Raw genomic sequence first — 21,917 nt, 5'->3', positions numbered from 1 at the left:
CGTTTTCGTTCGGGAAACGGCGGCGGGTCGAGACGTTTTCGTTGACGAAACGGCGGCCCGCCCGGCCGTTTCGTCAACGAAAGTCGTCCCCGGGGCGCCGTTTCCCGAACGAAAACGGGGGGTAGCCTCGGGCCATGCGTCGCCCGTCCCGTTCCAGCACCGCCGCCCACGCCAGCACCGCCGCCCCTGCCCCCGCCTTCGCGCCGTCCGCCCGGTCGCAGGTGCCGCCGTTCACGGTGATGAGCATCCTCGGCCGGGTCGCCGCACTGCGCGCCGCCGGCCACGACGTCGTCAGCCTGTGCGCGGGGGAGCCGGGCGGGGGCGCCCCGCCCGCCGTCGACGCCGCGGCCGCCGCCGTCCACGCCTCCGGCCGTGCCCTCACCTACACCCCGGCGCTGGGCCTGCCGGAGCTGCGGGCCGCCGTCGCCGGCCACTACCGCCGCTGGTACGGGCTCGACGTCCGCCCCGAGCAGGTCGCGATCACGACGGGCTCCTCGGGGGCGTTCATGCTCGGCTTCCTCGCGGCGTTCTCCCCGGGGGACCGCGTGCTCCTGCCGCGCCCCGGCTATCCCGCGTACCGCAACATCCTCGCGGCGCTCGGGGTGGAGGTGGTGGACGTGGACGTCGACGCCGGCACCCGCTACCAGCCCACGGTCGCCCACCTGGAGGCGGCGCTCGCGGAGGGCCCGGTCGCGGGGCTCGTGCTCGCCTCCCCGGCCAATCCCACGGGCACGATGGTCAGCGCCGACGAGCTCGCCGAGCTCGCCCGCTGGTGCGAGGAACGCGGGGTGCGGCTCGTCTCGGACGAGATCTACCACGGCATCGTGCACGCGGACGGGCAGGGGCCCGGCGCCTGCGCATGGCGCACCTCCCGCACCGCGCTCGTGGTCAGCTCGTTCTCCAAGTACTGGGGCATGCCCGGCTGGCGGCTGGGCTGGATGCTCATGCCGGACGACCTCGCCGCCGCGGTCGACGGCCTCGCCGGCTCGGTCGCCCTCTGCCCGCCCGCCGCGGCCCAGGAGGCGGCCGTCCACGCGTTCAGCGAGGAGTCCTACGCGTTCTGCGCCGAGCAGGCCGGCGGCTTCACGGCGACGCGCGGCGTCGTGCTGGCCGCCCTGCCCCGGCTCGGCTGGGCCGACGCCGCCCCCGCCGACGGCGCCTTCTACCTGTGGGCCCGCCTCGCCCCAGGCATGCTGGCGGAGTTCGGCAGCGCCGTCGGCTACTGCGCCGCCCTGCTGGAGGAGGCCGGCGTCGCACTGACCCCGGGGGACGACTTCGACGCCGTCCACGGGCCCGAGTTCGTCCGCCTCTCCTTCGCCGCCGGCCCGGGCGCCGTCCACGAGGCGCTCGAGGGGATCGCCGCCTGGCATGCGGCGCGCGGCCTGGCCTGAGGGGCTCCGCCGCGCGCCGCATCGCCCGACGCCTCAGCCGCCCAGCCGGTAGTGGCGCTCGAGCGGCGTGCCGTTGACGGCCCGGTCGCCGAGCAGTCGGGCGCGGTAGATCAGCGGGTTGTGGCTGGCGAGCACCCGCGCATTGCGCCAATGCCGGTCCAGCCCGCGCGGGCGCAGGGTCGCGGAGGCCCCGCCCACCTCGAACAGGCGGGTCGCCGCGTCGAGGGCGGCCCGGGCGATCACCTGCTGGGCGGCGTAGACGGCGGTGTACACCGCGTCCACCTCGGCCTCGGCCAGGGGTGCGCCCGACGCCTCGGCCCGCAGCGCCCGGTCCAGGGGCCCGACGACGGCGTCGAGCGCCGCCTGCGCCCCGAACGCGGCGGCCTCCAGCTCGCCCACCACCTGCAGCACCTGCGGATCGTCACCGGGCCGCGGGGCTGCCCCGTGGGAGAAGCCGCGCATGCGTCCGGCCACATAGGCCGCCGCGTCGCGCACGACGGCACGGGCGATGCCCGTCAGGCCCACCAGGTGGACGAACTGGAAGATCGCCTGCGAGGCGAAGATCGACGAGCCGTCGTCCAGGGACTGGCCCAACGGCGTGAGCTCCTCCGGATCCACCACCACGTCCGTGAACTCCGTGGTCCCGGAGGCGGACAGCCGCTGACCGAATCCGTCCCAGTCGTCGTGCAGGGTCACCCCGGGGGCGTCCGAGCGCACGGTCGCCGCGCGCTCGGCACCGTCCTCGTCCTCGACGACGACGATCGTCCAGTCCGCGTACAGCGTCCCGGTGGAATAGGCCTTGCGACCGTTGACCACCGCCGAGCCGTCCGGACGCGTCGTCAGGCGGGTCTCGTAGTGGCCGGTGCGGTTGCCGATCTCCGTGGTCGCGTTCGCGACCGTCTCACCCGTGGCGAAGCGGTGCAGCCACCGCTCGCGGCGCGGCCCGGCCGGCGAGCCGAGCACCGTCTCCACGTTCACCACGTGCACCCGCAGGGCCTGCAGCACGTTCGAGTCGGCCTCGGCGAGCTCCACGTACAGGCGCGCGGCCTCCGGGAACGTCAGGCCGGCCCCGCCCGCTTCCTCGGGCACACGCAGCCCCGGGAAGCCGGCGGCGGCGAGGCGGTCCGTGGCCTCGCGATCGGTCACGCGTTCACGGTCCCGCTCGGCGGCGGTCTCGGCGAGCCAGGCGAACACGGGGGCCAGCCGTGCGCGGGCGGCGAGGAACTGGGGCCGGTCGGCCGGGTGCGCGGTGGTCGGCACCCCCGAGTCGGTGGTCCCGACGTCGGCGGGACGGGAGATCGTGTCGGTGCGGTCGGTGGTCGTCGTCATCTCACTGCTCCTTCGGGGCGGCGGGGGTCGAGGGGGACGGGGAGGCGCTGTCGCGGGACGGATCGGCGCCGGTGGACGATGCGGTCTCGACCGCGTCCGCGCTGTGCGGGGCGGGGGTGCCGTGCAGCAGGCACTCCCCGATCTGGCGGCGGCGGTGCGGCAGGGGCGTGTGACTGGCCAGCACGCGGGCGTTGCGCCAGTGGCGGTCGAGTCCCGGGCCCGCGACGACGGCCGACGCCCCGGCCGTCTCGAACAGGTCGGAGGTCAGCCGCAGCGTCAGGTCGGCCGCCACGGAGGACGCCGAGGCCGCGGCGACCCAGGCCTCCGTGTGGGCGGCCTCGAAGGCCTCCGCGGCGCCGTCGTCCTGGGACTCGGACTCGGCCGCGCCGAGCGCGGGAGCCGCACCGGCCGCGGCGGTGTACGCCGCCTCGAGGGCAGGGACCGCGCCGAGGACCACGGAGCGCAGCGCGCGGACCTGCGCGGCGGCGGCCCCGAGCTGGTGCTGCAGGACCGGGTCGTGGGCGGGGCTGGCGCTCGCGGCGTGCTGGTAGGAGCGGGAACGGCGGCGGAGGATCTCGGCGAATTCGTCGAGCGCGCGCTGGGCGATGCCCGCCTGGGTGGCCGCGAGGATGAGCCACAGGAACGGGTAGCCGGGGGCGGCGGCGGGGCGCTCCAGGTCGACGCGGCGCCAAGCGGGGGCGGATGCGTCGGTGTAGACGGTGGTGCCGGAGGCCGTGCCCCGCTGGCCGATGCCGTCCCAGTCGTCGCGGGCCTCGACGCCCGGCCCGGCCACCTCGACGACGAGGGGCTGCAGGGCCCCGGCGTCGTCGTGGGCGGCGACCAGGGTCCAGTCCGCCAGCAGGGTGCCGGTGGAGTACTGCTTCGTGCCGGTCAGCAGGAACGCCTCCGGGTCGCGCGGGTCCCGGCGGGCCGTGACGCCCGGCAGGCCGGTCGCGGCCGGCGGGTCCACGAGTGCGTTGGCGAAGACCTTCCCGGCGGCCACCTCGTCCAACCACCAGTCGGTCAGACGCGGGTGGACGTCGCGGGCGACCTGCTCCGTGAACATGAAGTGCCCGTGGAGGGCCTGGGGGAGGTTCGCGTCGGCCGCGGCGAGGTCCACGAGCAGGTCGAGGAGCTGCGTGAGGGTCGCGCCGGAGCCGCCGCGCTCCCGCGGCAGCCGGAGGGCGGTGAAGCCGGTCTCGGCGAGCAGGCGCACGGCCGCATGGGGCGCGACGGCCGTGTCCCGCCGCCTGGCCTCGTTCGCGGCGATCCGGGCGAAGACGGGGGCGAAGCGGGCTCGGAGTTCTGCGGTGTCGGGGGCGTCGGCGGCGGAGGTCGGTGCGGGACGGTCGAGGACGGGAGTGGTCATGAGCGGTCCTTCCGTGGGCAGGTGGGCCGACCGTAGGCATCCGCCCCGGGCCCGTCCCAGCCCGTCGACGGGTGGCGTCACGCGCCGGTTCCCGCGACGGGGGCGCGCCGTCGGCGCCGCCGGGATGACGGGGCGGGGTCCACCGCAGTATTGCGAACCATCCGCAACAGTCTTTATTGTGAATCAGTCGCATCTTTCCGCCCTCGTGAAAGGCCCCCCGTGTCCCACTCCGCCCCGCAGCGCCGTTCCACGCGCACCGCCGCCTTCTCCGCCACCTTCGCCGCCGCGGCCGTCGCCCTCACGGCGTGCGGCGGGGACGCCACCCCGTCCGGCCCGACGTCGGCACCCGCCTCCGCCTCGGGTGGCTCCGAGTCACCGGCGGGTGAGGCGACGGCGGCCTCCTCCGTCTCCGAGGAGGACCGCGTCGACCCGACCCAGACCACCGAGGTCTCCGCGGTGACTCCGCGCATCCTGCTCTCGCACGAGGACGGGCTCACGCTGCTCGACGCCGAGTCCGGTGAGGTGGTGAAGGAGCAGGACGTCCCGGGCTTCACGCGGCTGAGCAACGCCGGCAACGGCAAGGACGTCCTGGTGACCACCGGGAACGGCTGGGAGGTGTTCTCCACCGGCATCCAGGCCAAGGCCCACGGCGATCACTTTCACAACTACGAGTCCGCGCCCGGCATGACCGGCGTGACGTTCCCGGGTGAGCACCCCGGCCACGCCGTCACCCACAACGGCAGGACCACCCTCTTCACGGACGGCACGGGCGCGATCCGCACCTTCGACTCGGCCCACCTGGACAAGGCGACCCCGGACCTCATGCCCGTCATGACGGAGGCCGAGACCGAGGACCCGCACCACGGCGTGGCGCTCGAGCTCTCCGACGGCACCCTCTTCACCACGCAGGGCACCGAGGACTCCCGGAACACGCTCCAGGTGATCGACCCGACGACCGGCGAGGTCACGGCCGAGACCGACGACTGCCCCGGCAGCCACGGCGAGGCCGCGGCCCAGCCGACGGAGGCGGGCGACGTCGTCGTGATGGGCTGCGAGAACGGGCCCGTCGTGTACCGGGACGGCGAGTTCCACAAGGTGGACGTCGAGACCGAGTATCAGCGCTCCGGGAACCTGTTCGGGCTGCATGACTCGCCCATCGTCCTGGGTGATTACAAGGTCGAGGAGGAGCCGGAGGAGGCCGTCGAGCGGCCCACGGAGATCGCCCTCATCGACACCCGCACCGATGAGCTCACCACCGTGGACCTCGGCTCCTCCTACTGGTTCCGCTCGCTCGGCCGCGCTGAGGACGGCTCCGCGGTCGTGCTGACCTACGACGGCGAGGTCAACGTGATCGACGAGGAGACCGGTGAGGTCACCGCCGAGTACCCGGTGATCGAGCCGTGGAAGGAGAAGGACGAGTGGCAGGAGCCCGGTCCGATCCTGAAGGTCGCCGGGAACACCGCCTACGTGACGGACGCGGAGAACCGGAGGCTCGTGGCCGTGGACCTGGAGACCGGTGAGAAGGTCCTCGAGAAGGAGCTGGACTTCGCGCCCGTCGAGATGGCCGTGGTCACCGGCGAGCCCGAGTCCGTGAAGCCCGAGGAGGGCGCGCACGGTGACGAGGACCACGACGACGACGGCCACGAGGGCCACGACCACGGCGCCGAGCCCTCGGAGGGCCACGAGGGGCACGACCATTGATCGTGTGACGAGACTCCGGCCGGGCGCCCTTCGTGGGGAGGGGTGCCCGGTCGGCGGCCGGGGGCGTCGTGGGGACGCTGACGGCCAGGGCCGGCACCTGCCGCCGGCCCGGGGATGGTGGGGTCAGTCGGCCACCGGATCGTGGTCCGTGATCACGATCAGGCGGTACCGGGTGCCCTCGGGGACCTCGGCGCTCACCACCAGGTCCTCCGCGTCCGACTCCGGCACCATGACGACGTATCCGCCGCAGCGGTCCGACCACCCCAGGGGTTGGTAGGCGGCGAAGCCGTCCGCCCCGAGGATGCCCACCGAGGACGGGCCGGCGTCCGGGTCGTCGCACAGCAGCATCAGGCGCAGGGTGCCCTCGGGGCGTTCGCCGCCCATCGCCGCGCCCCCCTCCCCGGGGGTCTGGGGGCCCTGCAGCTCGGAGGCGATCACGTTGACGTCCGTCGTGGGCGTGCCGGGCAGCTCGACGCCCTCCAGGGCCCGGGCCAGGGGGTCCTCCGTCGGACTGCCCGCCCGGTGCGTGACGGCGGCCTCCGGGAGGGCGGCGAGGAAGCCCTCGCTCAACGGCAGAGCCCCGTTCCTGGCGGGATCGGCGCCCTCGGGCACGAACCCGGCACCGGCGGTGGAGCCGCCGCCCGAACCCTGCGTGGCGCTCCCGGAGGCCGGCGCCGGAGTGCTCGGCGCCGTGGTGCCGGAGGCTGGCCCGCCCGCGGACGGCGTGGTGGTCTCGGACGTGCTCGACGGGGACGGCGTCGTGTCGGAGGACGCCGCAGGGGAGGGTGTGGTGCCGGACGCCGTCGCTGGGCCCCCGCCGCCGGAGCAGCCGGCGAGCGTGAGGGCCAGGGTCAGGGCCGCCGTCGTGGCCGGGAGGGCATGGCGGGCGGAGCGGAGGGAAGGGGGTGAGGGGGTCAAGGCGGACCTCCGTCGGTCGAGGGAGCCCGTGCTCCCGGACGCCGGCCCGACCGGTCGTCGTGCAGTGCGTGAGGGGAGACTATGCATCGCATGGGTCCCCGTCTAGCCCCCGGTGTGAGGGACGCCGGATGTGCGCTTCGCGCGCGGCGGGGAGGAGTCCTCAGGCGGCCGGTGCCTGACCCCGCACCTGCCGCAGCACCTCGGGGGCGACCGCCGCGGCCCAGTCCTCGTAGCCGGCGCCGTTGGGGTGGAACAGGTCCCGGGCCAGGCGGCTGACCTGGTGCCTCAGATTCCGCCGCCACGTGGCCGCGTGCACGTCCGCCACGCCGAGGCCGTGCCGGGCGGCCACCCGCCGCACCACCGTGTTCGCCCGGCGCACGCGGGCCTCGAACGGCGGGATGCGGAACGTCGGGACCAGGCCCAGCGTGGCGCCGGCGGGCAGGGCGCGGGCGATCGCCTCGAGGGGCTCCTCGAAGGCGGCCTCGCGGAACCGCCAAGCCCAGGTGACGTCGTTGCCGCCGACGACGCACGTCACCGCGTCCACCCCGCTCGCCGGCATGAGGGGCAGCTGGTCGGCGAGCACGTCCTTCGCCATGGCCCCGCTGACGGCGAGGTTCACCACCCGCACGGGCTGGCCGGTCTCGGCGGCCACCCGCTCGGCCACCTGCGCCACGTAGGTGCGCTCCAGGGACTCGGCCCCGATCCCGACGGCGGCCGAGTCGCCCAGCACCACCCACGTGAGTGCGTCGGGGTCCTCGCGGGCGGCGAGCTTGCGCCAGTGAGCGCGGTAGTCGGCGTCGTGCTGGGCCTGCCAGCCACGGGGTGAGGGCATGGGCGCCAGGCTACCGGCGCCCTGACGTGCGGACACGCGGGAGGGCCTCGACTCGGGCCACCTCATGGGCCAGGGTTGGGCCATGACGTGCCTCCGGGCCGTGGGCCGCTTCTACGGACGCTACGCGCAGTTCGGCGGCCGGGCCGGGCGCGCCGAGTTCTGGTGGGTGGTGCTGTACCTGTCCCTCGCGTCCCTCGGCATCACCCTCCTGTTCGGGGCCCTCGGGGCGGACACGACGACGGCCGCCCCCTCCGCCGTCGTGTTCCCCGGCTTCGCGGTCAGCGGTCTCAGCGTCCCCGCCGTCGACTCGATGACCGAGGCCTACCAGGCCTTCTCGGGGGTCTGGGGCCTGCTCCATCTGGTGCCCGCCTGGGCGCTGACGGCCCGGCGCCTGCACGACGCCGGGCTCAGCCGCGCCTGGCTGCTCCTGGCGCTGCTGCCCGTGCTCGGTGCGATCGCCCTGCTGGTGATGGTGCTCCAGCCCTCGGATCCGCGGGTGGCCGCGGAGGCCGCCGCGCCGAGCGGTCAGTCGTCGACGACCTGAACGTCCACGCGGATGTTGCCGCGGGTGGCGTTGGAGTAGGGGCAGACCTGGTGGGCGGCGTCGGCGAGCTGCTGCGCCTCGTCCTGGGGCAGGTCCGGGATGACGACCTCGAGGGTGACGGCCAGGCCGAAGCCCTCGCCGGCCTTGCCGATCGAGACGCGGGCGCCCACGGAGGAGTCGCCGAGCTTCTTCTTGGCCTGGCGGGCGACGCTCTGCAGGGCGGAGTGGAAGCACGCGGCGTAGCCGGCGGCGAAGAGCTGCTCGGGGTTGGCGCCGTCGCCGTTGCCGCCCATCTCGGCGGGGATCGCCAGGTCCATGTCGACGCGGCCGTCCGCGGTCCGGACGTGGCCGTTGCGGCCGCCGCCCGTGGCGATGGCCTCGGTGGTGTAGAGGGGCTCGATCTCGATCACGGTGTGCTCCTTGACGGTGTCTGGCCCGGGGTGCCGGGGGCCGCTCGACGGCGGCCACGGTCCAAGGTAGTCCGCGATCAGGTTGTGTGCAATCCAGTTGTCTGCGGGGTAAGTTGTCCGGGTGGACGTCACCCCCCTCGACCTCGACCGCCAGCTGTGCTTCTCCCTCTACCGCGCCAGCCGGGCGGTGACCCGCGCCTACCGGCCCCGGCTCGAGGAGCTGGGCCTCACCTACCCCCAGTACCTCGTGATGCTGGTGCTCTGGCAGGAGGACGGGCCGGTGGGCGTGAACGACATCGGCGCGCGCCTGGGACTCGACAGCGGCACCCTCACCCCGCTGCTGCGCCGCCTCGACCACGCCGGCCTGCTCACCCGTGCCCGCAGCGCCGACGACGAGCGGCGTCGCCTCATCTCCCTCGCCCCCGCCGGCCGGGACCTGCGCGAGGCCGCCGCCGACATCCCCGCACGCATGGCCGACCTCTACCCCGGGCCGGCCGGACAGCGGGAGGAGCTCAAGGCCTTCCTGGACGAGCTGGCCGCGGGACTCGACTGAGCCGGGGCGCGGGCGGGGGCGCAGGATCCCCGCGACCGCCTGCTGTGCTCAGGACCGCGTCATGAGGACGCGGTCCTGAGCACATCGAGCGGTCTTCTCAGGACGCCGCCCGGGCCACCCCACTGACCCGCCCGGACCGCTCCGGCGCGGCGCGCCGGTACCAGTCGAGGCAGAGCAGGGCGATCAGCACGAGGTCGATCCAGTCGCCGCCGTAGTACATGAGCTGGGCGCCGGCCTGGGCCTCCGCCACGCCCACGCCCGCCGGCGGATGCGCGTAGACGTGCTTGGAGAGGATCGCGTGCAGCGCGAGGAACGCCGCGAGCACACCTGCCCGCAGCGGGTGTCCGTGCGGGTGCGGTGCCGGGTCCACCTGCAGGATCGCGGCGGTGAACACCCACCCGGCCAGCAGCACGTGCACGTGCACCAGCAGATGCCCCACCGCGGAGGCATGCATCCAGGCGTGCAGGGGTGTGGTGTAGAGCAGCCACAGCCCGCCGATGTTCAGCAGCCCCGCCACCACCGGGTGCGAGACCACCCGCACGTACGGCGTGGACAGCACCCGGGACAGCCGCCGCGCCCACGCCACGGGCAGGCCCCGCAGGGCCACGGTCACCGGCGCGGACAGCACCAGCAGCAGCGGGGCGAGCATGCCCAGCAGCAGGTGCCCCCACATGTGGGCCGTGAAGTCGTGGTGGCCGAGCACCCCCAGCGGTCCCACCGCCACGACGCCGGCCACCACCCCCGCGGCCGCGCTCAGGGTGCGCGCGTCGGACCAGGCGCGGCCCCGGCGTCGTCCGGCGCGGACCAGCGCCGCATAGGCGACCAGGAACAGCAGGAGTCCGCCGCCGATGACGACGCCGGCCAGCGGGAACGGGGCGCTCGCCGCCTGGGCGCCGAGCTCCGCCCCGATCCCGCCGGGGTGCTCATGCACGGGCGGCCGCCCGGCGGGAGCCGCGCCGCCACGCCAGGGTGCCGATCACGAGGAAGGCGATCGCAATGGCCATCCACACGAGGTCGTACACGAGGATGTCGTCCACGGGCGCGTACGGGCCGGTGCCCTGCAGCTCCGTGGGGATGACCTCGTACCGGATCTGGTGGGTCCTCATGAGCTTGTGCTGGACGGTGCCGTCCCACGCCTGGAACGCGCCTGCGCCGATCAGCACCGCCGGCCACCACCGGCCGACGCCGGGGCCGCCGCGGCGTCGCACGTCCGCGAAGAGGAACAGCCCGGCCACGGCGGCGAACCAGCCGAAGGCGTGGAAGAGTCCGTCGGAGACCAGGCCGACGGCCGCGGTGGACAGGTCGTAGAAGTGGTGCCAGTGCAGGAGCTGGTGCAGGACGACCTCGTCGACGAAGGCGGCCACGCCCACCCCGAAGAGGATCCCGGACAGCAGCAGGCGGCGGTGGAGGTCGGGGGCGGGGCGGCCGACGGGCCGAGCCGTGACGGAGGGGGAGGCCATGGCGCCCACGCTAGCGGCAGTTCCCAGCGAATGCCCAGGTCACGGGCGTCATCCACGCACCGGCCGCAGTGGCGGTCCCGTGAGGCGATGATGGTGCCCATGGCCGCCCACTCCTTCGCCCTCGTGCCCTCCTCCTACGTCCTCTTGCTGCGGGGACGGGAGGTGCTGCTGCAGCGCCGGCATCACACCGGGTACATGGACGGGTTCTGGGTGGCGGGCGCCGCCGGGCACGTGGAGCCGGGGGAGGCGGCCCGGCAGGGGGCGGTCCGGGAGACGGCGGAGGAGCTCGGCGTCGAGATCGAGCCTGCTGCCCTCGAGCTGCTGACCGTCATGCAGCGCACGGACGGCACGGACACCCCGCGCGAGCAGCGCGTGGACTGGTTCTGGGCCTGCCGGTCCTGGGCGGGTGAGCCGCGGATCTGCGAGCCCGGCAAGGCCTCCCACCTGGAGTGGTTCCCCCTGGATTCGTTGCCGAGCCCGATTCCGGACTACGAGCGGCTCGTGCTGGAGGGCCTGCGCGACGGCGACCTCACCCCGGACACGGCGGTCGGGTTCGGGGGCTGAGGGGCATAGGGGCTCGCCGTCCACCGCCCGGTCAGTCCCGCACCGCCTCCACCACCATGAGCGGGTGCTCGGCGGGGTCGAAGGCCGTGCGGTGCCAGTCTCCGGAGAGCCGTTCCACCCGCAGCCCCGCTGCGGCCAGGTCCGCGCGCACCTGCTCCGCGGAGCGGAACTGCAGGTGCTGGTCCACCTCGGACACCTCCCCGGAGTCGAGGAACTCGGTGCGCACGCGCATCGTCACCACCCCGTGCCGGTCCGGGGCGGAGGTGCGCTCCGACTCGAGGACCCGCCCGGCCGGCATCGTGCGCTCCGTGGGGTCCTGCTGCCAGCCCTCCCACGCGCGCCGGACGGGGTTGCGCGTCTCGAAGACCAGGCGGCCGCCGGGCACGAGCCCCGCACCGATGCGCCGCAGCGACGCGTGCCAGTCGTCGTCGACCAGGTGCATGGCCACGTTGCCGCTCATCACCACCAGGTCGGCGGAGTCCGGCGCGATCAGCCCCGCATCCCCGTGTCGCCACTCGACGCCGTCCCCGCCCGGGCGCGCGCGGGCCGCCGCGAGCATGGCCTCGGCCGGGTCGATCCCGACAACGTCCCGCCCCGGGCCCGCGAGCGTCACCGTCAGGATGCCGGTGCCGCAGCCGAGGTCGACGATGCGGGTCCTGGCCCGCGCGGCCGAGACCTCGTCCGCGACCCGGCGGAAGAACGCGTGGTCCTCGCCCGCGGGGTTGTCCACGTCGTAGATCGCGGCGAGGCGGGCGTCGTCGTAGGTGCGCCGGTTGGCCTCGGCGCGGGAGGGGGCGTCGGTCATGCGCGCAGTCTGTCACCCGGGGCGGGCGCCCCCTGCCGCAGGGCCTGCCCCGCCACGATCAGCAGCATCGCCGCGCCGGCCGCCGCGGCCCCGGCCGGTCCCGCGGCGGGCACGCGGAGCATCGCCGCCAGGGCGCCGACCAGGCCCAGGACCAGCATCGACCCGCCGATCCACCGGAACACCGGCGCGCCGAACGCGCGCGCGAACGGCAGGAAGTGCGCGCCCACCACGGCCGCCACCAGGGCGATCTGCGCCGTCGGCGCGTCTGCGGCCCGGGCCACCAGACGGGTCACCGGGAACAGCAGCAGCATCACGACGACGGCGGCCCCGTACACCCGCATCGCCCCGGGCGCCGGGGGCGGCAGGGCGGGCAGGGTCCGGCGGCGGAGCAGGACCGCCGCGACGGCGAAGACGGCGAGGGCGACCGCCGCACTGCGGAGCATGCTCTGAGCGTCGCCGGGCAGCCCGGCGATCCCGGCGAGCAGGAAGGCCATGCCGCCGACCACCCCGATCAGCCCGCCGAAGACCACCGGATGACCCGCCCGGCTGATCCCGCGGACGCGCTGGCCGTCCACGATCTGCCTGTGAGCGTTGCCTGTGTGCACCTGTGTCATCGTTCCCCTCCTGCTGTGTGCGACCGGGGCCATCGTGTCACGGCCGTTAGCCTCCTCCCATGCCCTCCGCCTCGATCGACCACGTGCGGCAGGCCCGCCGCGTCCTGTTCCACGGGGTCACGGGGGCCGGGAAGTCCACCGCGGCCGTGCGGCTCGGCGCTATGCTCGGCCTGCCGGTCACCCTCGTGGACGAGGAGTTCGGCTGGCTGCCGGGCTGGGTCCCGCGGCCGGAGGCCGAGCAGACCGCCCTGGCGGACTCGGTCACGGCGGGGGAGGCCTGGGTGCTGGACTCCGCCTACGGCTTCTACCGGCCGATGGTCATGAAGCGGACCGACGTCGTCATCGCCCTGGACTACTCGCGGGCCCGGACCTTCACGCGCCTGGTGCGGCGCACGATCCGCCGGGTGGTGGGGCAGGGGGAGATGTGCAACGGCAACCGCGAGTCCTGGCGTCGGGTGCTCGGGGAGGAGTCGATCCTGCGCTGGCACGCCGCCACGTTCGACCGCAAGCGGGCATGGGCCCGGGAGCGGGAGGCCGCGGCGGAGGGGGCGCCGGTGCTGCGCCTGAGCACGCCGCGGCAGTGGGAGTGGGTGCTGGCCCGGCTGGAGGGCAGGCGGCAGGCTCCCTGAAGCACGCTGCTCCTCCGGACCTCACGTCGTGCTCAGGACCGCGTCCTCAGGACACGGTCCTGAGCAGAAGGGGAGGTCCTGCGGCCGCCTCGCCCTTCGTCCCGCGCTCTGACAGGGTGGGGCCATGGACGGGATGGAGCGGGAGAAGGTCTGGCACGTGCGGATCGCCGTCGCGGCGGCGCTCGTGGGATGCGCCGGCGTCGTGTCCGGACTGCGGCACGAGCTGGGGCTGGGATGGGCGGTCGGGCTGCTGACGGCGTGCCTCCTGGGCGTGGTCCTCGCCCTGCGCGACGTGCACCACCGGGTGGACCAGGAGGAGGCGGGGCGTCAGGTGTTCTACGCCGGCCGGGGGAGTACGGCGTGGTTCGCGGTGGTGATGGTGGGGGTCGCGATCGTGCCGGGCATGGTGATCCCCCTGCTCGCGGACGGGGCCGCCACGGCGCTGGGTGTGGGACTCTTCGCCGCCGTGCTGACCGCGGCGGCACACGGCGTGCTCGCGGCCACCACCACCGGGGAGCCTCAGCCCGAACCGGTCCCGGTGCCGTTGCGCCGCGAGGACGGCTGAGAATCCGCTGCGGAAGTGACCCTTCTGAGGGCGGTGGCGGTCGCCAGAAGGGTCAGTTCCGCAGTGGATTCGGCGACGCCGGAGCACTCAGGAGCACGTCGGGCGCCGGGCGTCGGACGCTCCCGTGGCACCATCGGCTCATGCCCGAGCGCCCCGCCCCCACGCCGCCCGCCGCCACACCCGGCCCCGCCCCTGCCGTCCATGCCGCGGGCTTCGACGAGCTCGACCGGACGACGGCCTACCGCCTCTGGCAGCTGCGGTCGCTGGTGTTCGTCGTCGAGCAGGACTGCCCCTACCTGGACCTGGACGGCCGCGACCTCGAGTCGGCCACCGTCCACCTGTGGGTCGAGGACGAGGCGGGCACGCCCGTCGCCACGCTGCGGCTGCTGGACGACGGCGACGTCGCCCGCATCGGCCGCGTCGTCACCCACCCCGACGCGCGGGGCCGGGCCCTGGCCGGGGCGCTGCTGGACGAGGCGGTCGCCCGGATCGGCGGGCGGCCGAGCGTGCTGGACGCCCAGGCCCACCTGGCGCACTGGTACGCCCGCTGGGGCTACGCGCCGGACGGGCCGGAGTTCCTCGAGGACGGCATCCCGCACGTGCCGATGCGGCGGGCGGGGGCGGGTGCGACGGACGGGCGTCGCGCGCACACCTGAGAATCGACTGCGGAAGTGACCCTTCTGGGGGTGTCAGCGGGCGTCAGAGGGGTCACTTCTGCAGTCGATTCCGGACGTCGCCGCCCGACGTCGCCTGGGTCACCGTCGCCTGCAGCTCCGCGGCCGTCTCTGGATCCGGGGTCACCACAGTGAACCGCTGTCCGTCGTGGGTGGTGAGGACCAGCCCGGCGGGGCCGCCGAGGTCCAGCCGCACGCCGCGGCGGGAGCGGGCCCGCCCCGTCACTGGCCAGTTGATGTAGGCGCCGCCCGGCCCGACGTCGTCCTGGACCTCCACCGTGGCCAGTGAGTCCAGGGGCAGCTCGCGGGAGTACAGCGGGGCCCGGAGGCGGAGTACGCCGGCGGCGGGGTCCGCCGCGAGCTCGATGCGGGCGCGTAGGAACGCCACCTGGCTCAGCCACACGACCAGCCCGAGGCTCGCGGCGCCGGTCGCCAGGTAGCCCGGCGACCGCAGTTCCGGCTCCAGCAGGGGGAGCAGGATCAACGGGAGTGCCGTGACGAACACCAACGCCCACCCCAGCACCGCGTAGCCGGGCGGCGGCTCGACGACGGCGGTGTGCTCCGCCTCGGCGGGTGCGGTGGTCATCGGCGCCCGATTCGGGCCGTCGTCCTGCCCATTCCCGCTCCGACGATGAGCAGGGTCAGTCCGAGAAGCTGGAGCCCCCAGCCGAGGAGACCGCGCCACTCGAAGCTCGTGAAGGACACGAGGAACGCACCTCCCAGGATGACCAGCACCGCCATGACCACGAGGAACACCCGTCTCGACCCGGTGTCAGCCATGCAGGGAACGTAGCATGCGCGCATCGCGGGGTGGCCAGGGGTGCGGCCCGCGGGCGGTGGGGTGGGGTGTCATGAGACCGCGGACATGCGACGCAGCCGCTGCACCTGGCGGTGATAGCCGACGAGCGTAAAGCTCGTGTACACCAGGGCCACCGCACTCAGCGTCGCGGCCGCCATCATCGCCGCAAGAGGCCAGTCGGCGGCCGCCATCGCCAGCACCACCAGGAGCGCGGCGGCGATCGTCACTGCGGTGTACCGCAGGAACAGGGCGCGGTTGCCGAGCGCCTCCTCGAGTCGTGACTCCGTGCCGGTGTGGACGGGGGTGGTACCGGGGGCGGCAGCGAAGAGGCGGATGTGGCCGTAGGTGAGCGCGGGCGTCCAGCCGGCGGCCCGGAAGAGGTCGAAGTGGTGGTCGTCGGGGTCGGTCTCGTAGGACATGTCGAAGACGACGTCCTCGGGCTCGGCATCCTCGAAGCGCCAGCCGTGGGCGGCCAGGGAGAACCCGGTCAGCCGCTGGCCGCGGCGGGCCGTGTCTTCGAACCTCGCGAGGTCCTTCTCCGGGGTGAAGGCCGGCCCACTGCTCATGCGTGTGGTGCTCATGTCGTCTCCATGATCTGGTCGGCCATCGCCAGGATTCCGCGCCGGCGCTCGATGTCGCTCATCAGGACGCCGCGTCCCCGGGGGTGAGGCGATGGACGCGTCGGGCGTCGTCGCCGTCGAACTCCTCGATGAACCCGGCATCCCTGAGCTTCTTCAACGTGGTGTGGAGATGCGGATCATCGGGGTCCCGCCACTCCCCGAGAATCATTGAGGGATATATCTCTGAGTGACACTCAGTCATCGACTGCCGGCGGGTGCAAGGGGATGGGGCATCGGATGCCGACCTCGACGCCCCCGGGCACCACGACGCCCCGGGCGCGACGACGCCCCGGATGCGCGCGGCACCCGGGGCGTCGTCGGTGGGACGAGGTGGTCGGTCAGTGGCCGTAGCCGCCCTCGTCGTTCTCCTCGGTCTCCTTCTCGGACTGCTCGGCCTTGGCCGCGAGGCCGTCGACCTCGGCGGGCGCCTGCTGCGCGGCCTGGTCCTGGTCGCCGGGGGCGTCGGAGTTCTTCGTCTCGGGGATCTGCTGATCAGCCATGGGTGCCCTCCTCAGGCGTGGTGGGAGGGGCGCCGGGTGAGCGCCCCCTGTCCGACGGCGCCCGGGGTGGGGTGGGCCGACGTCGTCACAAGTCAAGCAAGGGTCAGGCAGACACGCCCACCCCTGGTCCTCCGGCCGGGCCCCGGTCAGTCCCTGCCGGGCAGCACGTCACGGGCGGTCTCGGCGGCGCGCTGGAGCAGGGACTGGTCCCCGCCGCCGGCCCAGGAGGGGTCGTGGGGCATCGGGCCCATCGGATCGGCCGCGTCCGGGTCCGCGGGCTCGGTCTCCCGCGGGTCCGCCAGGGACCGGCGGATCGACTCGTCCAGGCCCATCAGCTCGTAGCCCTGCGGCAGCAGGTCCCGCACGAAGTCCTGCTCCTGGCAGACCATGTCGTGGTGCAGGCTGTCGAGGAGGGCCTCCACCACAGGGGCGGGCACGTCCGTCATGCGCCCGGCGAGGACGCTCACCAGCTTTGTCGGCAGCAGCGGGACGTCCACCTGGGGCCGGGTGAGGCCGGCCAGCTCGGCGTAGCGGGAGAGCAGCTCGGGGTAGCGCAGCTGCTCGGGGCCGCCGATGTCGTAGCTGCGGGTGGGGGAGTCGACGTCGGCGGAGGCCACCAGGGCCTCGAGCGCGTCCACGATCGCGATGGGCTGGACAAGGTGGTCCATCCAGGTCGGCACGGTCTGCAGGGGCTTGCGCTCGCTGATCTGGCGGATGACCTCGAAGGAGGTCGAGCCGCTGCCCATCAGCACCGCCGCGCGCAGGGTGATCACGCCGGCCTGCGCCTGGCTGAGGATCTCCTCCACCTCCAGGCGGGAGGCCAGGTGGTCGGAGAGCTCCTCGCGGGGCGCCTCCTCGGGGATCAGGCCGGAGAGGTAGACGATGCGCTCGACGCCGGCCTCGTCCGCGGCGTCCCGCATGATGCGGGCCGCCTCGCGGTCCTTCTCCATGAAGTCGTCCCCGCCCATGCCGTGCACGAGGTAGTAGACGACGTCGACGCCCTCGCAGGCGGCCCGGACCTGGTCGGCGTCGTTCACGTCCATGGTGACTGTCTCGACCCGCTCGGACCACCACGGCTGGTCCTTGGACTGGTCGCGGCGGGTGGTGCGGACGCGGTGGCCGGCGTCGAGCAGCTTCGGGACCAGGCGGCCGCCGACGTACCCGCTGGCGCCGGTCACCAGGATGAGTCGGGAGTCGCCGTCCGGGGCGGTGTCACGGGACGCGGCGGCGGGGGAGGGGGATGCTGAGATGGTCATGCCGTCCTCATCGGAGGCCCTTCGGCGGGGTGGGGCCGGAAGGGGAGGCGGAAGGGTGAGGGCAGTCCACCAAGCGGGGCGGGCCGGGGCAAGAGCACCGGTCCCGGCAGGCGGGTGTGAGAGGCGGCACCCTCGGGCGCGGCCGCGGGCGCGCCCCGCCCCCGGTCAGGGGCGGGGCAGGCGCAGCTCTGCCGAGTAGGCCAGGTGGTCGGACGCACCCACCCGGACGGCGCTGCAGGAGAGCACCTCGACGTCGCCGGTGACGAGGACGTGGTCGATGGGAGCCTGCAGCCACGGGGGAGCGCTCGCGGGCCATGTGCCGTCCGTGGGGTCCGGGCACCGCCGGGCGGTGTCCGCCAGGTGCGTGCGCTCCGCCAGCGGCCCGTGACGCAGGGTGGCGTTGAGGTCCCCGGCCAGGATCATGCAGCCCTCCGCCCCCGCCCGGTCCGTCGCCTGCAGTCGGCTGAGATCGGCGCGCCAGGCGTCCATCAGACGCGGCAATGGAGGCGCCGTGTGGACGCCGACGACCACGGGGCCGTCCGTTCCCGGCATCGGCTCCAGGCGCACGGCACCGAACGTCGTCGGTGTCGGCGGCGCGGGCCGGTAGTGTCCCATGCGGGGGTGGACCACGACCGTCGTCGGCGCCACTCCGCGGGGACGTCCCTGGCTGAAGCCGTCGTCGGCGCCCTCGTGCACCCCCTGGGCCAGGGCGGTCCCGGCCACGGCCTCCCGTACCCGCGCCGGCGTGGCCTCGGGCAGGACCAGCACGTCCGGGTCGGCGACGTCGATGAGGTGCCGCACATCCGCCGCCGTGAGGGTGTCCAGGCTGTTGAACACCGTCACCCGCACGTCGCGCCCCGTGTTCCCCACCGCGGTGGCAGGCTCCGCCGCCCACGGCGGGCCGTCCGGCCAGGCCAGCAGGCCCGCGCCCAGGCTCACCAGCACCACCGCGACGACGCCGGCCCCCGACCTCCAGCGCGCGTTCGCCCACCGGCGCAGCGCGAGCGCTCCCACGGCGAGCAGGACGAGACCTGCCGCCGTCACTCCGGGGAAGGCGAGGGCCTGGGCGAGCATGAGGCGGGTGCTCAGCCACTGCCCTGAGGCGCTCTGGGGTGCGAACACGGTCACCACGCCCAGGGCAAGGGTGAGTGAAGCGCCCTGGGTTTCGTTCCGAGACCGAGTACCAGCGCTCCGGGAACCTGTTCGGGTTGCATGACTCACCCATCGTCCTGGGTGATCACAAGGTCGAGGAGGAGCCGAAGGAAGCCGTCGAGCGGCCCACGGAGATCGCCCTCATCGACACCCGCACCGATGAGCTCACCACCGTGGACCTCGGCTCGTCCTACTGGTTCCGCTCGCTCGGCCGCGCTGAGGACGGCTCCGCGGTCGTGCTGACCTACGACGGCGAGGTCAACGTGATCGACGAGGAGACCGGTGAGGTCACCGCCGAGTACCCGGTGATCGAGCCGTGGAAGGAGAAGGACGAGTGGCAGGAGCCCGGCCCGATCCTGAAGGTGGCCGGGAACACCGCCTACGTCAGCGACGCGGAGGCCCAAGAGCTCGTGGCCGTCGACCTGGAGACCGGTGAGACCGTCCTGGAAAAGGACCTGGAGTTCTCCCCGGTCGAGATGGCCGTGGTCACCGGCCAGCCGGAGTCCGTGAAGCCCGAGGAGGCCGCTGACGCCGAGTCCGGCCATGACGAGCACGCCGACCACGATCACTGATCGGGCCGGACACGGCTGCGGGGGTCAGCGCCGCGCGGCCGTGGCCCCCGCCGGAACCGGGTCCGACGCAGCGGCGGGGTGTCCGAGGCGCGGGGTGGACGGCTGGAGCGCGAACACGAGGAGTGTGAGCGGGCCGACGAACGGCACCAGCCCGAGGAACAGCCACGCGCGGCTGAAGCCGGCGTCGTGGAGGGGCCGGGCGAGCAGGGCGAGCGAGGGGAGTGCGTGCGTGATCCCCACCAGGAGGACGGCCGCGTCGCGGAGGGACAGGTCCGGGGAGCCGAGGAGGAACACGTCCAGGACGGTGGACACGAAGTGAACGACGGCCTGCAGGAGCCACACGTAGAGCGCCGCGAGCCAGAAGTCGGCGCGGGAGGCGCGCCCGCTGAACTGCGCGTAGCCGGCGTAGTAGCGGCGGATGGCCTGAAGCATGTTCATGGTCCGGCCCTCAGTCCTGCCGAGGGGACGCCAGCAGCCCCTGTGCCGCGACGATCACGAGCATCGCAGTTCCCGCTGCGGCCGCCCCCGCGGGCCCGGCCACGGGATCGCCGAGAGCCGCGAGTACGGCACCGGTGAGCCCCAGCATGGCCATCGCCCCGCCGATCCACCAGAACACCGGGGCCTGGAATGCCCGGGCGAATGGGAGGAAGTGGCCGCCCACCACGGCGGCCACCAGGGCGATCTGCGCCGTCGGTGCGTCGAGCGCGAGTGCCACCACGTGCGTCACGGGGAGGAGCGCCAGCATCGCGACGACGGCGATCCCGTAGACGCGCAGCGCGCCGCGGGCGGGCGTCGGCACGGTGGGCAACATCCGCCGGCGCAGCAGCACCACCACCAGGGTGAAGCTGATGAGCGAGATGGCGACGCCCCGCAGCGTGCCCTGGTGCTCTGCCGGCAGCCCCGCGATCCAGCCGAACAGGAAGGCGCCGCCGCCGACCACCCCGATCAGCCCGCCCGACACCACCGGGTGCCGGAGGTGGCCGGTCCCGCGGACGGGCGGGTCGTCGTCGTGGTGGGTCGGCCGCATGGGGCGGGCCGTGGTCGTGTCCGTCATGGTTCCCCGTCACATCACGTCTGGCATGCGTCATCCTGCCATGACGGGTGGACGGGTCAGGCCCCCTGTGGACAGGCCCCGATGATCATCAACGGGTGCTCCGCCGCGTCGAATGGGCGGCCGTGCCAGTCGCTCCAGACGCGGCCCACCGCCAGGTCCGCCGACGCCGGCTCGATCAGCTCCGCGGTGCCCCGCCGCCACTCGACGCGGCCCCCGCTGGGGCGCGCCCGGGCGACGCGCAGCATGGCCTCGGCCGGGTCCGGATGCATGGACGGCACCGTATCTTGAAGATGACCGCATGCACCGCCAGCTGGACCACGAGGAGTTCGACCAGCGACTCGAGGGCTGAGCCAGCGCCGTCACCGCTGAGCCGTGCCGTGGCCCGGCCGCCCACGCCACGAAGACGCAGAAGCGCCTGGCCGGCTGGGCGCAGGGCGTGTCTTCTCAACGGGCAGGCACCCATTGCGGCAGTTCAGTGCGTCATGCCTCGTGGCCGCGGCTACTGTAGACCACGATCGGCGCTCCACTGGGGTCATGCGTGCTCTTCCACACGGTCATGCCGATTCGTTCGGCCACGCGACGGGAAGCCATGTTGTCGGGGTTGATGATCGCGGTGACCATCGTTGCGTCGAGTGTCTCGAACCCGTATCGCAGGCAGGCAGAGGCCCCCTCGGTTGCCAGTCCCTGTCCCTGGTGTTCGGGCAGGACGTGGTAGCCGACCTCGAGGACCTCTTGGCCGTCGACGTTCTGCCAGGTCAGGCCGCAGTCACCGATGAAGTCGCCGGTGGCCCGGTGTTCGATGACCCACAGGCCGAACCCATGCTTGGCGTAGTTGTCCTTCGACCAGGTGATCCACCGCTGCACCTCGTTGCGCGACTTGGCTCGCGGGTAGTAGCGCATGACCTCCGCGTCTCCGAGGAGCCGGCACATGTCGTCGAGGTCAGCGTCGGTCATGCACCGGAACGTGAGTCGATCGGTGGGTTGCGGGATCACCCGACAACCTTACCGACGGCACTGAACCGGCTTCTTGTCTTCGATATGTGCGTGAAACCACCCCCGCCGCGGTCACCACGGTGCCGTCGCCGTGGTCTGCCGCGCTCACCCCACGAAGACGCAGAAGGGGTGGCCGGCCGGGTCCGCGAACACGTACAGGGGCTCGTCCTCGTCGTCGGAGCGGTCCAGGACGAGGCGTCCGCCCAGGCGCAGGGCGTGGTCGTGGGCCGCGTCGAGGGAATCTCGGTCCGGCACGGTGAAATCCAGGTGCAGCTGCATCGGCACCTCGGGTGACGGCCACGTGCTGGGCTTCAGTTCCTCGGTGCGCTGGAATGTCAGGACGCGGCGGCCGTCGTCGTCCAGCAGCACGAGCCAGTCCGCGCTGTCCGGCTCGCGGCCGTCCGCGAGCTCGTCGCCCGCGCGGTAGTGGAGGCCGAGGAGCTCGCGGTAGAACTCCGCGACGGAACGGATGTCGACGGCGTCGATCACCGGCTGCTGGAGCACGGGGAGGCTGACCATGGCCACACATTAAGCGACCTCGGTGTCCGCGTCAGCGTCTCGGCCTCAGTCGACGTCGTCGCGCCCCGCATCCACCCACCGCGCGGCCGGCCCG

General features: G+C 73.9%; 30 protein-coding genes. 9 read left to right on the top strand and 21 right to left on the bottom strand.

Annotation, left to right across the window (positions count from 1 at the left end; genetic code table 11):
* Window positions 1-134 precede the first annotated feature (134 nt).
* A complete protein-coding gene (locus LG274_RS07270) occupies window positions 135-1,391 on the top strand; it encodes an aminotransferase class I/II-fold pyridoxal phosphate-dependent enzyme (protein WP_404463655.1) in 1,257 nt (418 codons plus the stop codon).
* A 33-nt stretch (window positions 1,392-1,424) separates the two neighbouring features.
* Here the strand turns inward: LG274_RS07270 and LG274_RS07265 are convergent, their stop codons facing one another.
* Both LG274_RS07265 and LG274_RS07260 read right to left on the bottom strand, forming a co-directional pair.
* The gene (locus tag LG274_RS07265) at window positions 1,425-2,720 is read right to left on the bottom strand and encodes an acyl-CoA dehydrogenase family protein (protein ID WP_404463653.1); all 1,296 of its coding nucleotides are present in this window, start codon (window positions 2,718-2,720) and stop codon (window positions 1,425-1,427) included.
* A 1-nt stretch (window position 2,721) separates the two neighbouring features.
* Window positions 2,722-4,089, bottom strand: a complete 1,368-nt coding sequence (locus LG274_RS07260) for an acyl-CoA dehydrogenase family protein (RefSeq protein ID WP_404463651.1) — start codon at window positions 4,087-4,089, stop codon at window positions 2,722-2,724.
* A gap of 219 nt (window positions 4,090-4,308) precedes the next feature.
* Here LG274_RS07260 and LG274_RS07255 point away from each other — a divergent pair, with 219 nt between their 5' ends.
* On the top strand, window positions 4,309-5,790 hold the full coding sequence (locus LG274_RS07255) for a hypothetical protein (RefSeq protein ID WP_404463649.1): 1,482 nt from the start codon (window positions 4,309-4,311) through the stop codon (window positions 5,788-5,790).
* Between the two features lie 123 nt (window positions 5,791-5,913).
* Here LG274_RS07255 and LG274_RS07250 read toward each other — a convergent pair whose 3' ends face one another.
* Complete coding sequence (locus LG274_RS07250; RefSeq protein ID WP_404463647.1) at window positions 5,914-6,708, bottom strand: hypothetical protein; 795 nt, start codon at window positions 6,706-6,708, stop codon at window positions 5,914-5,916.
* A 160-nt stretch (window positions 6,709-6,868) separates the two neighbouring features.
* Window positions 6,869-7,540, bottom strand: a complete 672-nt coding sequence (locus LG274_RS07245; protein ID WP_404463645.1) for an SGNH/GDSL hydrolase family protein — start codon at window positions 7,538-7,540, stop codon at window positions 6,869-6,871.
* Between the two features lie 82 nt (window positions 7,541-7,622).
* Here LG274_RS07245 and LG274_RS07240 point away from each other — a divergent pair, with 82 nt between their 5' ends.
* Window positions 7,623-8,084, top strand: coding sequence for a DUF805 domain-containing protein (locus tag LG274_RS07240; protein WP_298710196.1), 462 nt, complete (start codon window positions 7,623-7,625; stop codon window positions 8,082-8,084).
* Here the strand turns inward: LG274_RS07240 and LG274_RS07235 are convergent.
* Window positions 8,066-8,494, bottom strand: coding sequence for an organic hydroperoxide resistance protein (locus LG274_RS07235; RefSeq protein ID WP_404463642.1), 429 nt, complete (start codon window positions 8,492-8,494; stop codon window positions 8,066-8,068). The two genes, LG274_RS07240 and LG274_RS07235, sit on opposite strands and share 19 nt — an antisense overlap.
* 121 nt (window positions 8,495-8,615) lie before the next feature.
* On the opposite strand from LG274_RS07235, the gene LG274_RS07230 reads away from it, so the two are divergent.
* The gene (locus tag LG274_RS07230; protein WP_298710198.1) at window positions 8,616-9,047 is read left to right on the top strand and encodes a MarR family winged helix-turn-helix transcriptional regulator; all 432 of its coding nucleotides are present in this window, start codon (window positions 8,616-8,618) and stop codon (window positions 9,045-9,047) included.
* 97 nt (window positions 9,048-9,144) lie between these two features.
* Here the strand turns inward: LG274_RS07230 and LG274_RS07225 are convergent, their stop codons facing one another.
* Entirely contained in the window at window positions 9,145-9,978 is an 834-nt protein-coding gene (locus tag LG274_RS07225; protein WP_404463640.1) for a cytochrome c oxidase assembly protein, read from the bottom strand.
* Window positions 9,971-10,507: a DUF2243 domain-containing protein gene (locus tag LG274_RS07220; RefSeq protein ID WP_404463638.1), complete on the bottom strand. Its 537-nt coding sequence runs from the start codon at window positions 10,505-10,507 to the stop codon at window positions 9,971-9,973. The genes LG274_RS07225 and LG274_RS07220 overlap by 8 nt, the downstream gene beginning before the upstream one ends.
* Window positions 10,508-10,606: 99 nt before the next feature.
* On the opposite strand from LG274_RS07220, the gene LG274_RS07215 reads away from it, so the two are divergent.
* Window positions 10,607-11,071, top strand: a complete 465-nt coding sequence (locus LG274_RS07215; RefSeq protein ID WP_010080015.1) for an NUDIX domain-containing protein — start codon at window positions 10,607-10,609, stop codon at window positions 11,069-11,071.
* 31 nt (window positions 11,072-11,102) lie between these two features.
* Here LG274_RS07215 and LG274_RS07210 read toward each other — a convergent pair whose 3' ends face one another.
* Both LG274_RS07210 and LG274_RS07205 read right to left on the bottom strand, forming a co-directional pair.
* Window positions 11,103-11,876: a class I SAM-dependent methyltransferase gene (locus tag LG274_RS07210; RefSeq protein ID WP_404463636.1), complete on the bottom strand. Its 774-nt coding sequence runs from the start codon at window positions 11,874-11,876 to the stop codon at window positions 11,103-11,105.
* Window positions 11,873-12,490 (bottom strand): hypothetical protein, encoded by a 618-nt coding sequence (locus LG274_RS07205; protein WP_404463634.1) that lies wholly within the window; start codon window positions 12,488-12,490, stop codon window positions 11,873-11,875. The genes LG274_RS07210 and LG274_RS07205 overlap by 4 nt, the downstream gene beginning before the upstream one ends.
* Window positions 12,491-12,549: 59 nt before the next feature.
* On the opposite strand from LG274_RS07205, the gene LG274_RS07200 reads away from it, so the two are divergent.
* The 3 genes from LG274_RS07200 (at window position 12,550) to LG274_RS07190 (ending at window position 14,340) form a co-directional block, all read left to right on the top strand.
* Window positions 12,550-13,119 (top strand): adenylate kinase, encoded by a 570-nt coding sequence (locus LG274_RS07200; protein ID WP_298985973.1) that lies wholly within the window; start codon window positions 12,550-12,552, stop codon window positions 13,117-13,119.
* A gap of 124 nt (window positions 13,120-13,243) precedes the next feature.
* Entirely contained in the window at window positions 13,244-13,684 is a 441-nt protein-coding gene (locus tag LG274_RS07195; RefSeq protein ID WP_098094167.1) for a hypothetical protein, read from the top strand.
* 140 nt (window positions 13,685-13,824) lie between these two features.
* Window positions 13,825-14,340, top strand: a complete 516-nt coding sequence (locus LG274_RS07190; RefSeq protein WP_404463631.1) for a GNAT family N-acetyltransferase — start codon at window positions 13,825-13,827, stop codon at window positions 14,338-14,340.
* A gap of 52 nt (window positions 14,341-14,392) precedes the next feature.
* Here the strand turns inward: LG274_RS07190 and LG274_RS07185 are convergent, their stop codons facing one another.
* The 7 genes from LG274_RS07185 to LG274_RS07155 all read right to left on the bottom strand — a co-directional run bounded on the left by LG274_RS07185 (window position 14,393) and on the right by LG274_RS07155 (window position 18,661).
* Window positions 14,393-14,944 carry a hypothetical protein gene (locus tag LG274_RS07185; protein WP_404463629.1) on the bottom strand — a complete coding sequence of 184 codons (552 nt, stop codon included), beginning with the start codon at window positions 14,942-14,944 and terminating at the stop codon, window positions 14,393-14,395.
* On the bottom strand, window positions 14,941-15,138 hold the full coding sequence (locus tag LG274_RS07180; RefSeq protein WP_404463627.1) for a hypothetical protein: 198 nt from the start codon (window positions 15,136-15,138) through the stop codon (window positions 14,941-14,943). Before LG274_RS07180 ends, LG274_RS07185 begins: the two co-directional genes overlap by 4 nt.
* Before the next feature lie 69 nt (window positions 15,139-15,207).
* Window positions 15,208-15,738, bottom strand: coding sequence for a DUF2812 domain-containing protein (locus LG274_RS07175; RefSeq protein WP_404463625.1), 531 nt, complete (start codon window positions 15,736-15,738; stop codon window positions 15,208-15,210).
* Window positions 15,739-15,799: 61 nt separating this feature from the next.
* Entirely contained in the window at window positions 15,800-15,979 is a 180-nt protein-coding gene (locus LG274_RS07170; protein ID WP_158184041.1) for a hypothetical protein, read from the bottom strand.
* 136 nt (window positions 15,980-16,115) lie between these two features.
* Window positions 16,116-16,277, bottom strand: a complete 162-nt coding sequence (locus LG274_RS07165) for a hypothetical protein (protein WP_153239435.1) — start codon at window positions 16,275-16,277, stop codon at window positions 16,116-16,118.
* Window positions 16,278-16,423: 146 nt separating this feature from the next.
* Window positions 16,424-17,533 carry an NAD(P)H-binding protein gene (locus tag LG274_RS07160; protein WP_404463623.1) on the bottom strand — a complete coding sequence of 370 codons (1,110 nt, stop codon included), beginning with the start codon at window positions 17,531-17,533 and terminating at the stop codon, window positions 16,424-16,426.
* Between the two features lie 165 nt (window positions 17,534-17,698).
* Window positions 17,699-18,661 (bottom strand): endonuclease/exonuclease/phosphatase family protein, encoded by a 963-nt coding sequence (locus LG274_RS07155; protein ID WP_404463621.1) that lies wholly within the window; start codon window positions 18,659-18,661, stop codon window positions 17,699-17,701.
* 80 nt (window positions 18,662-18,741) lie between these two features.
* Here LG274_RS07155 and LG274_RS07150 point away from each other — a divergent pair, with 80 nt between their 5' ends.
* Complete coding sequence (locus LG274_RS07150; RefSeq protein WP_404463619.1) at window positions 18,742-19,257, top strand: hypothetical protein; 516 nt, start codon at window positions 18,742-18,744, stop codon at window positions 19,255-19,257.
* 24 nt (window positions 19,258-19,281) lie between these two features.
* On the opposite strand, the gene LG274_RS07145 is transcribed toward LG274_RS07150, so the two are convergent.
* The 5 genes from LG274_RS07145 to LG274_RS07125 form a co-directional block, all read right to left on the bottom strand.
* Window positions 19,282-19,695 (bottom strand): DUF805 domain-containing protein, encoded by a 414-nt coding sequence (locus LG274_RS07145; RefSeq protein WP_298986003.1) that lies wholly within the window; start codon window positions 19,693-19,695, stop codon window positions 19,282-19,284.
* A 10-nt stretch (window positions 19,696-19,705) separates the two neighbouring features.
* Window positions 19,706-20,311, bottom strand: a complete 606-nt coding sequence (locus LG274_RS07140) for a hypothetical protein (RefSeq protein WP_404463616.1) — start codon at window positions 20,309-20,311, stop codon at window positions 19,706-19,708.
* 56 nt (window positions 20,312-20,367) lie between these two features.
* A complete protein-coding gene (locus tag LG274_RS07135; protein ID WP_298986007.1) occupies window positions 20,368-20,580 on the bottom strand; it encodes a hypothetical protein in 213 nt (70 codons plus the stop codon).
* Window positions 20,581-20,791: 211 nt separating this feature from the next.
* Window positions 20,792-21,265: a GNAT family N-acetyltransferase gene (locus LG274_RS07130; protein ID WP_404463614.1), complete on the bottom strand. Its 474-nt coding sequence runs from the start codon at window positions 21,263-21,265 to the stop codon at window positions 20,792-20,794.
* A gap of 144 nt (window positions 21,266-21,409) precedes the next feature.
* Window positions 21,410-21,823 carry a VOC family protein gene (locus LG274_RS07125; protein ID WP_135101203.1) on the bottom strand — a complete coding sequence of 138 codons (414 nt, stop codon included), beginning with the start codon at window positions 21,821-21,823 and terminating at the stop codon, window positions 21,410-21,412.
* Between the last annotated feature and the right edge of the window lie 94 nt (window positions 21,824-21,917).

Source organism: Micrococcus antarcticus, assembly GCF_044872765.1.
Lineage (GTDB): Bacteria > Actinomycetota > Actinomycetes > Actinomycetales > Micrococcaceae > Micrococcus.
Note: the sequence above shows the minus strand (reverse complement) of the source record. Positions and strands in the feature narration are given on the sequence as shown.

What these genes read in the sequence shown, in the direction of transcription:
- LG274_RS07180 (WP_404463627.1), bottom strand. Translation starts at nt 15,138, where the DNA reads ATGGCTGACACCGGGTCGAGACGGGTGTTCCTCGTGGTCATGGCGGTG.
- LG274_RS07195 (WP_098094167.1), top strand. Translation starts at nt 13,244, where the DNA reads ATGGACGGGATGGAGCGGGAGAAGGTCTGGCACGTGCGGATCGCCGTC.
- LG274_RS07190 (WP_404463631.1), top strand. Translation starts at nt 13,825, where the DNA reads ATGCCCGAGCGCCCCGCCCCCACGCCGCCCGCCGCCACACCCGGCCCC.
- LG274_RS07170 (WP_158184041.1), bottom strand. Translation starts at nt 15,979, where the DNA reads ATGACTGAGTGTCACTCAGAGATATATCCCTCAATGATTCTCGGGGAG.
- LG274_RS07145 (WP_298986003.1), bottom strand. Translation starts at nt 19,695, where the DNA reads ATGAACATGCTTCAGGCCATCCGCCGCTACTACGCCGGCTACGCGCAG.
- LG274_RS07215 (WP_010080015.1), top strand. Translation starts at nt 10,607, where the DNA reads ATGGCCGCCCACTCCTTCGCCCTCGTGCCCTCCTCCTACGTCCTCTTG.
- LG274_RS07125 (WP_135101203.1), bottom strand. Translation starts at nt 21,823, where the DNA reads ATGGTCAGCCTCCCCGTGCTCCAGCAGCCGGTGATCGACGCCGTCGAC.
- LG274_RS07200 (WP_298985973.1), top strand. Translation starts at nt 12,550, where the DNA reads ATGCCCTCCGCCTCGATCGACCACGTGCGGCAGGCCCGCCGCGTCCTG.
- LG274_RS07220 (WP_404463638.1), bottom strand. Translation starts at nt 10,507, where the DNA reads ATGGCCTCCCCCTCCGTCACGGCTCGGCCCGTCGGCCGCCCCGCCCCC.
- LG274_RS07245 (WP_404463645.1), bottom strand. Translation starts at nt 7,540, where the DNA reads ATGCCCTCACCCCGTGGCTGGCAGGCCCAGCACGACGCCGACTACCGC.
- LG274_RS07165 (WP_153239435.1), bottom strand. Translation starts at nt 16,277, where the DNA reads ATGGCTGATCAGCAGATCCCCGAGACGAAGAACTCCGACGCCCCCGGC.
- LG274_RS07135 (WP_298986007.1), bottom strand. Translation starts at nt 20,580, where the DNA reads ATGCATCCGGACCCGGCCGAGGCCATGCTGCGCGTCGCCCGGGCGCGC.
- LG274_RS07270 (WP_404463655.1), top strand. Translation starts at nt 135, where the DNA reads ATGCGTCGCCCGTCCCGTTCCAGCACCGCCGCCCACGCCAGCACCGCC.
- LG274_RS07210 (WP_404463636.1), bottom strand. Translation starts at nt 11,876, where the DNA reads ATGACCGACGCCCCCTCCCGCGCCGAGGCCAACCGGCGCACCTACGAC.
- LG274_RS07175 (WP_404463625.1), bottom strand. Translation starts at nt 15,738, where the DNA reads ATGAGCACCACACGCATGAGCAGTGGGCCGGCCTTCACCCCGGAGAAG.
- LG274_RS07185 (WP_404463629.1), bottom strand. Translation starts at nt 14,944, where the DNA reads ATGACCACCGCACCCGCCGAGGCGGAGCACACCGCCGTCGTCGAGCCG.
- LG274_RS07205 (WP_404463634.1), bottom strand. Translation starts at nt 12,490, where the DNA reads ATGACACAGGTGCACACAGGCAACGCTCACAGGCAGATCGTGGACGGC.
- LG274_RS07260 (WP_404463651.1), bottom strand. Translation starts at nt 4,089, where the DNA reads ATGACCACTCCCGTCCTCGACCGTCCCGCACCGACCTCCGCCGCCGAC.
- LG274_RS07240 (WP_298710196.1), top strand. Translation starts at nt 7,623, where the DNA reads ATGACGTGCCTCCGGGCCGTGGGCCGCTTCTACGGACGCTACGCGCAG.
- LG274_RS07140 (WP_404463616.1), bottom strand. Translation starts at nt 20,311, where the DNA reads ATGACGGACACGACCACGGCCCGCCCCATGCGGCCGACCCACCACGAC.
- LG274_RS07130 (WP_404463614.1), bottom strand. Translation starts at nt 21,265, where the DNA reads ATGACCGACGCTGACCTCGACGACATGTGCCGGCTCCTCGGAGACGCG.
- LG274_RS07265 (WP_404463653.1), bottom strand. Translation starts at nt 2,720, where the DNA reads ATGACGACGACCACCGACCGCACCGACACGATCTCCCGTCCCGCCGAC.
- LG274_RS07160 (WP_404463623.1), bottom strand. Translation starts at nt 17,533, where the DNA reads ATGACCATCTCAGCATCCCCCTCCCCCGCCGCCGCGTCCCGTGACACC.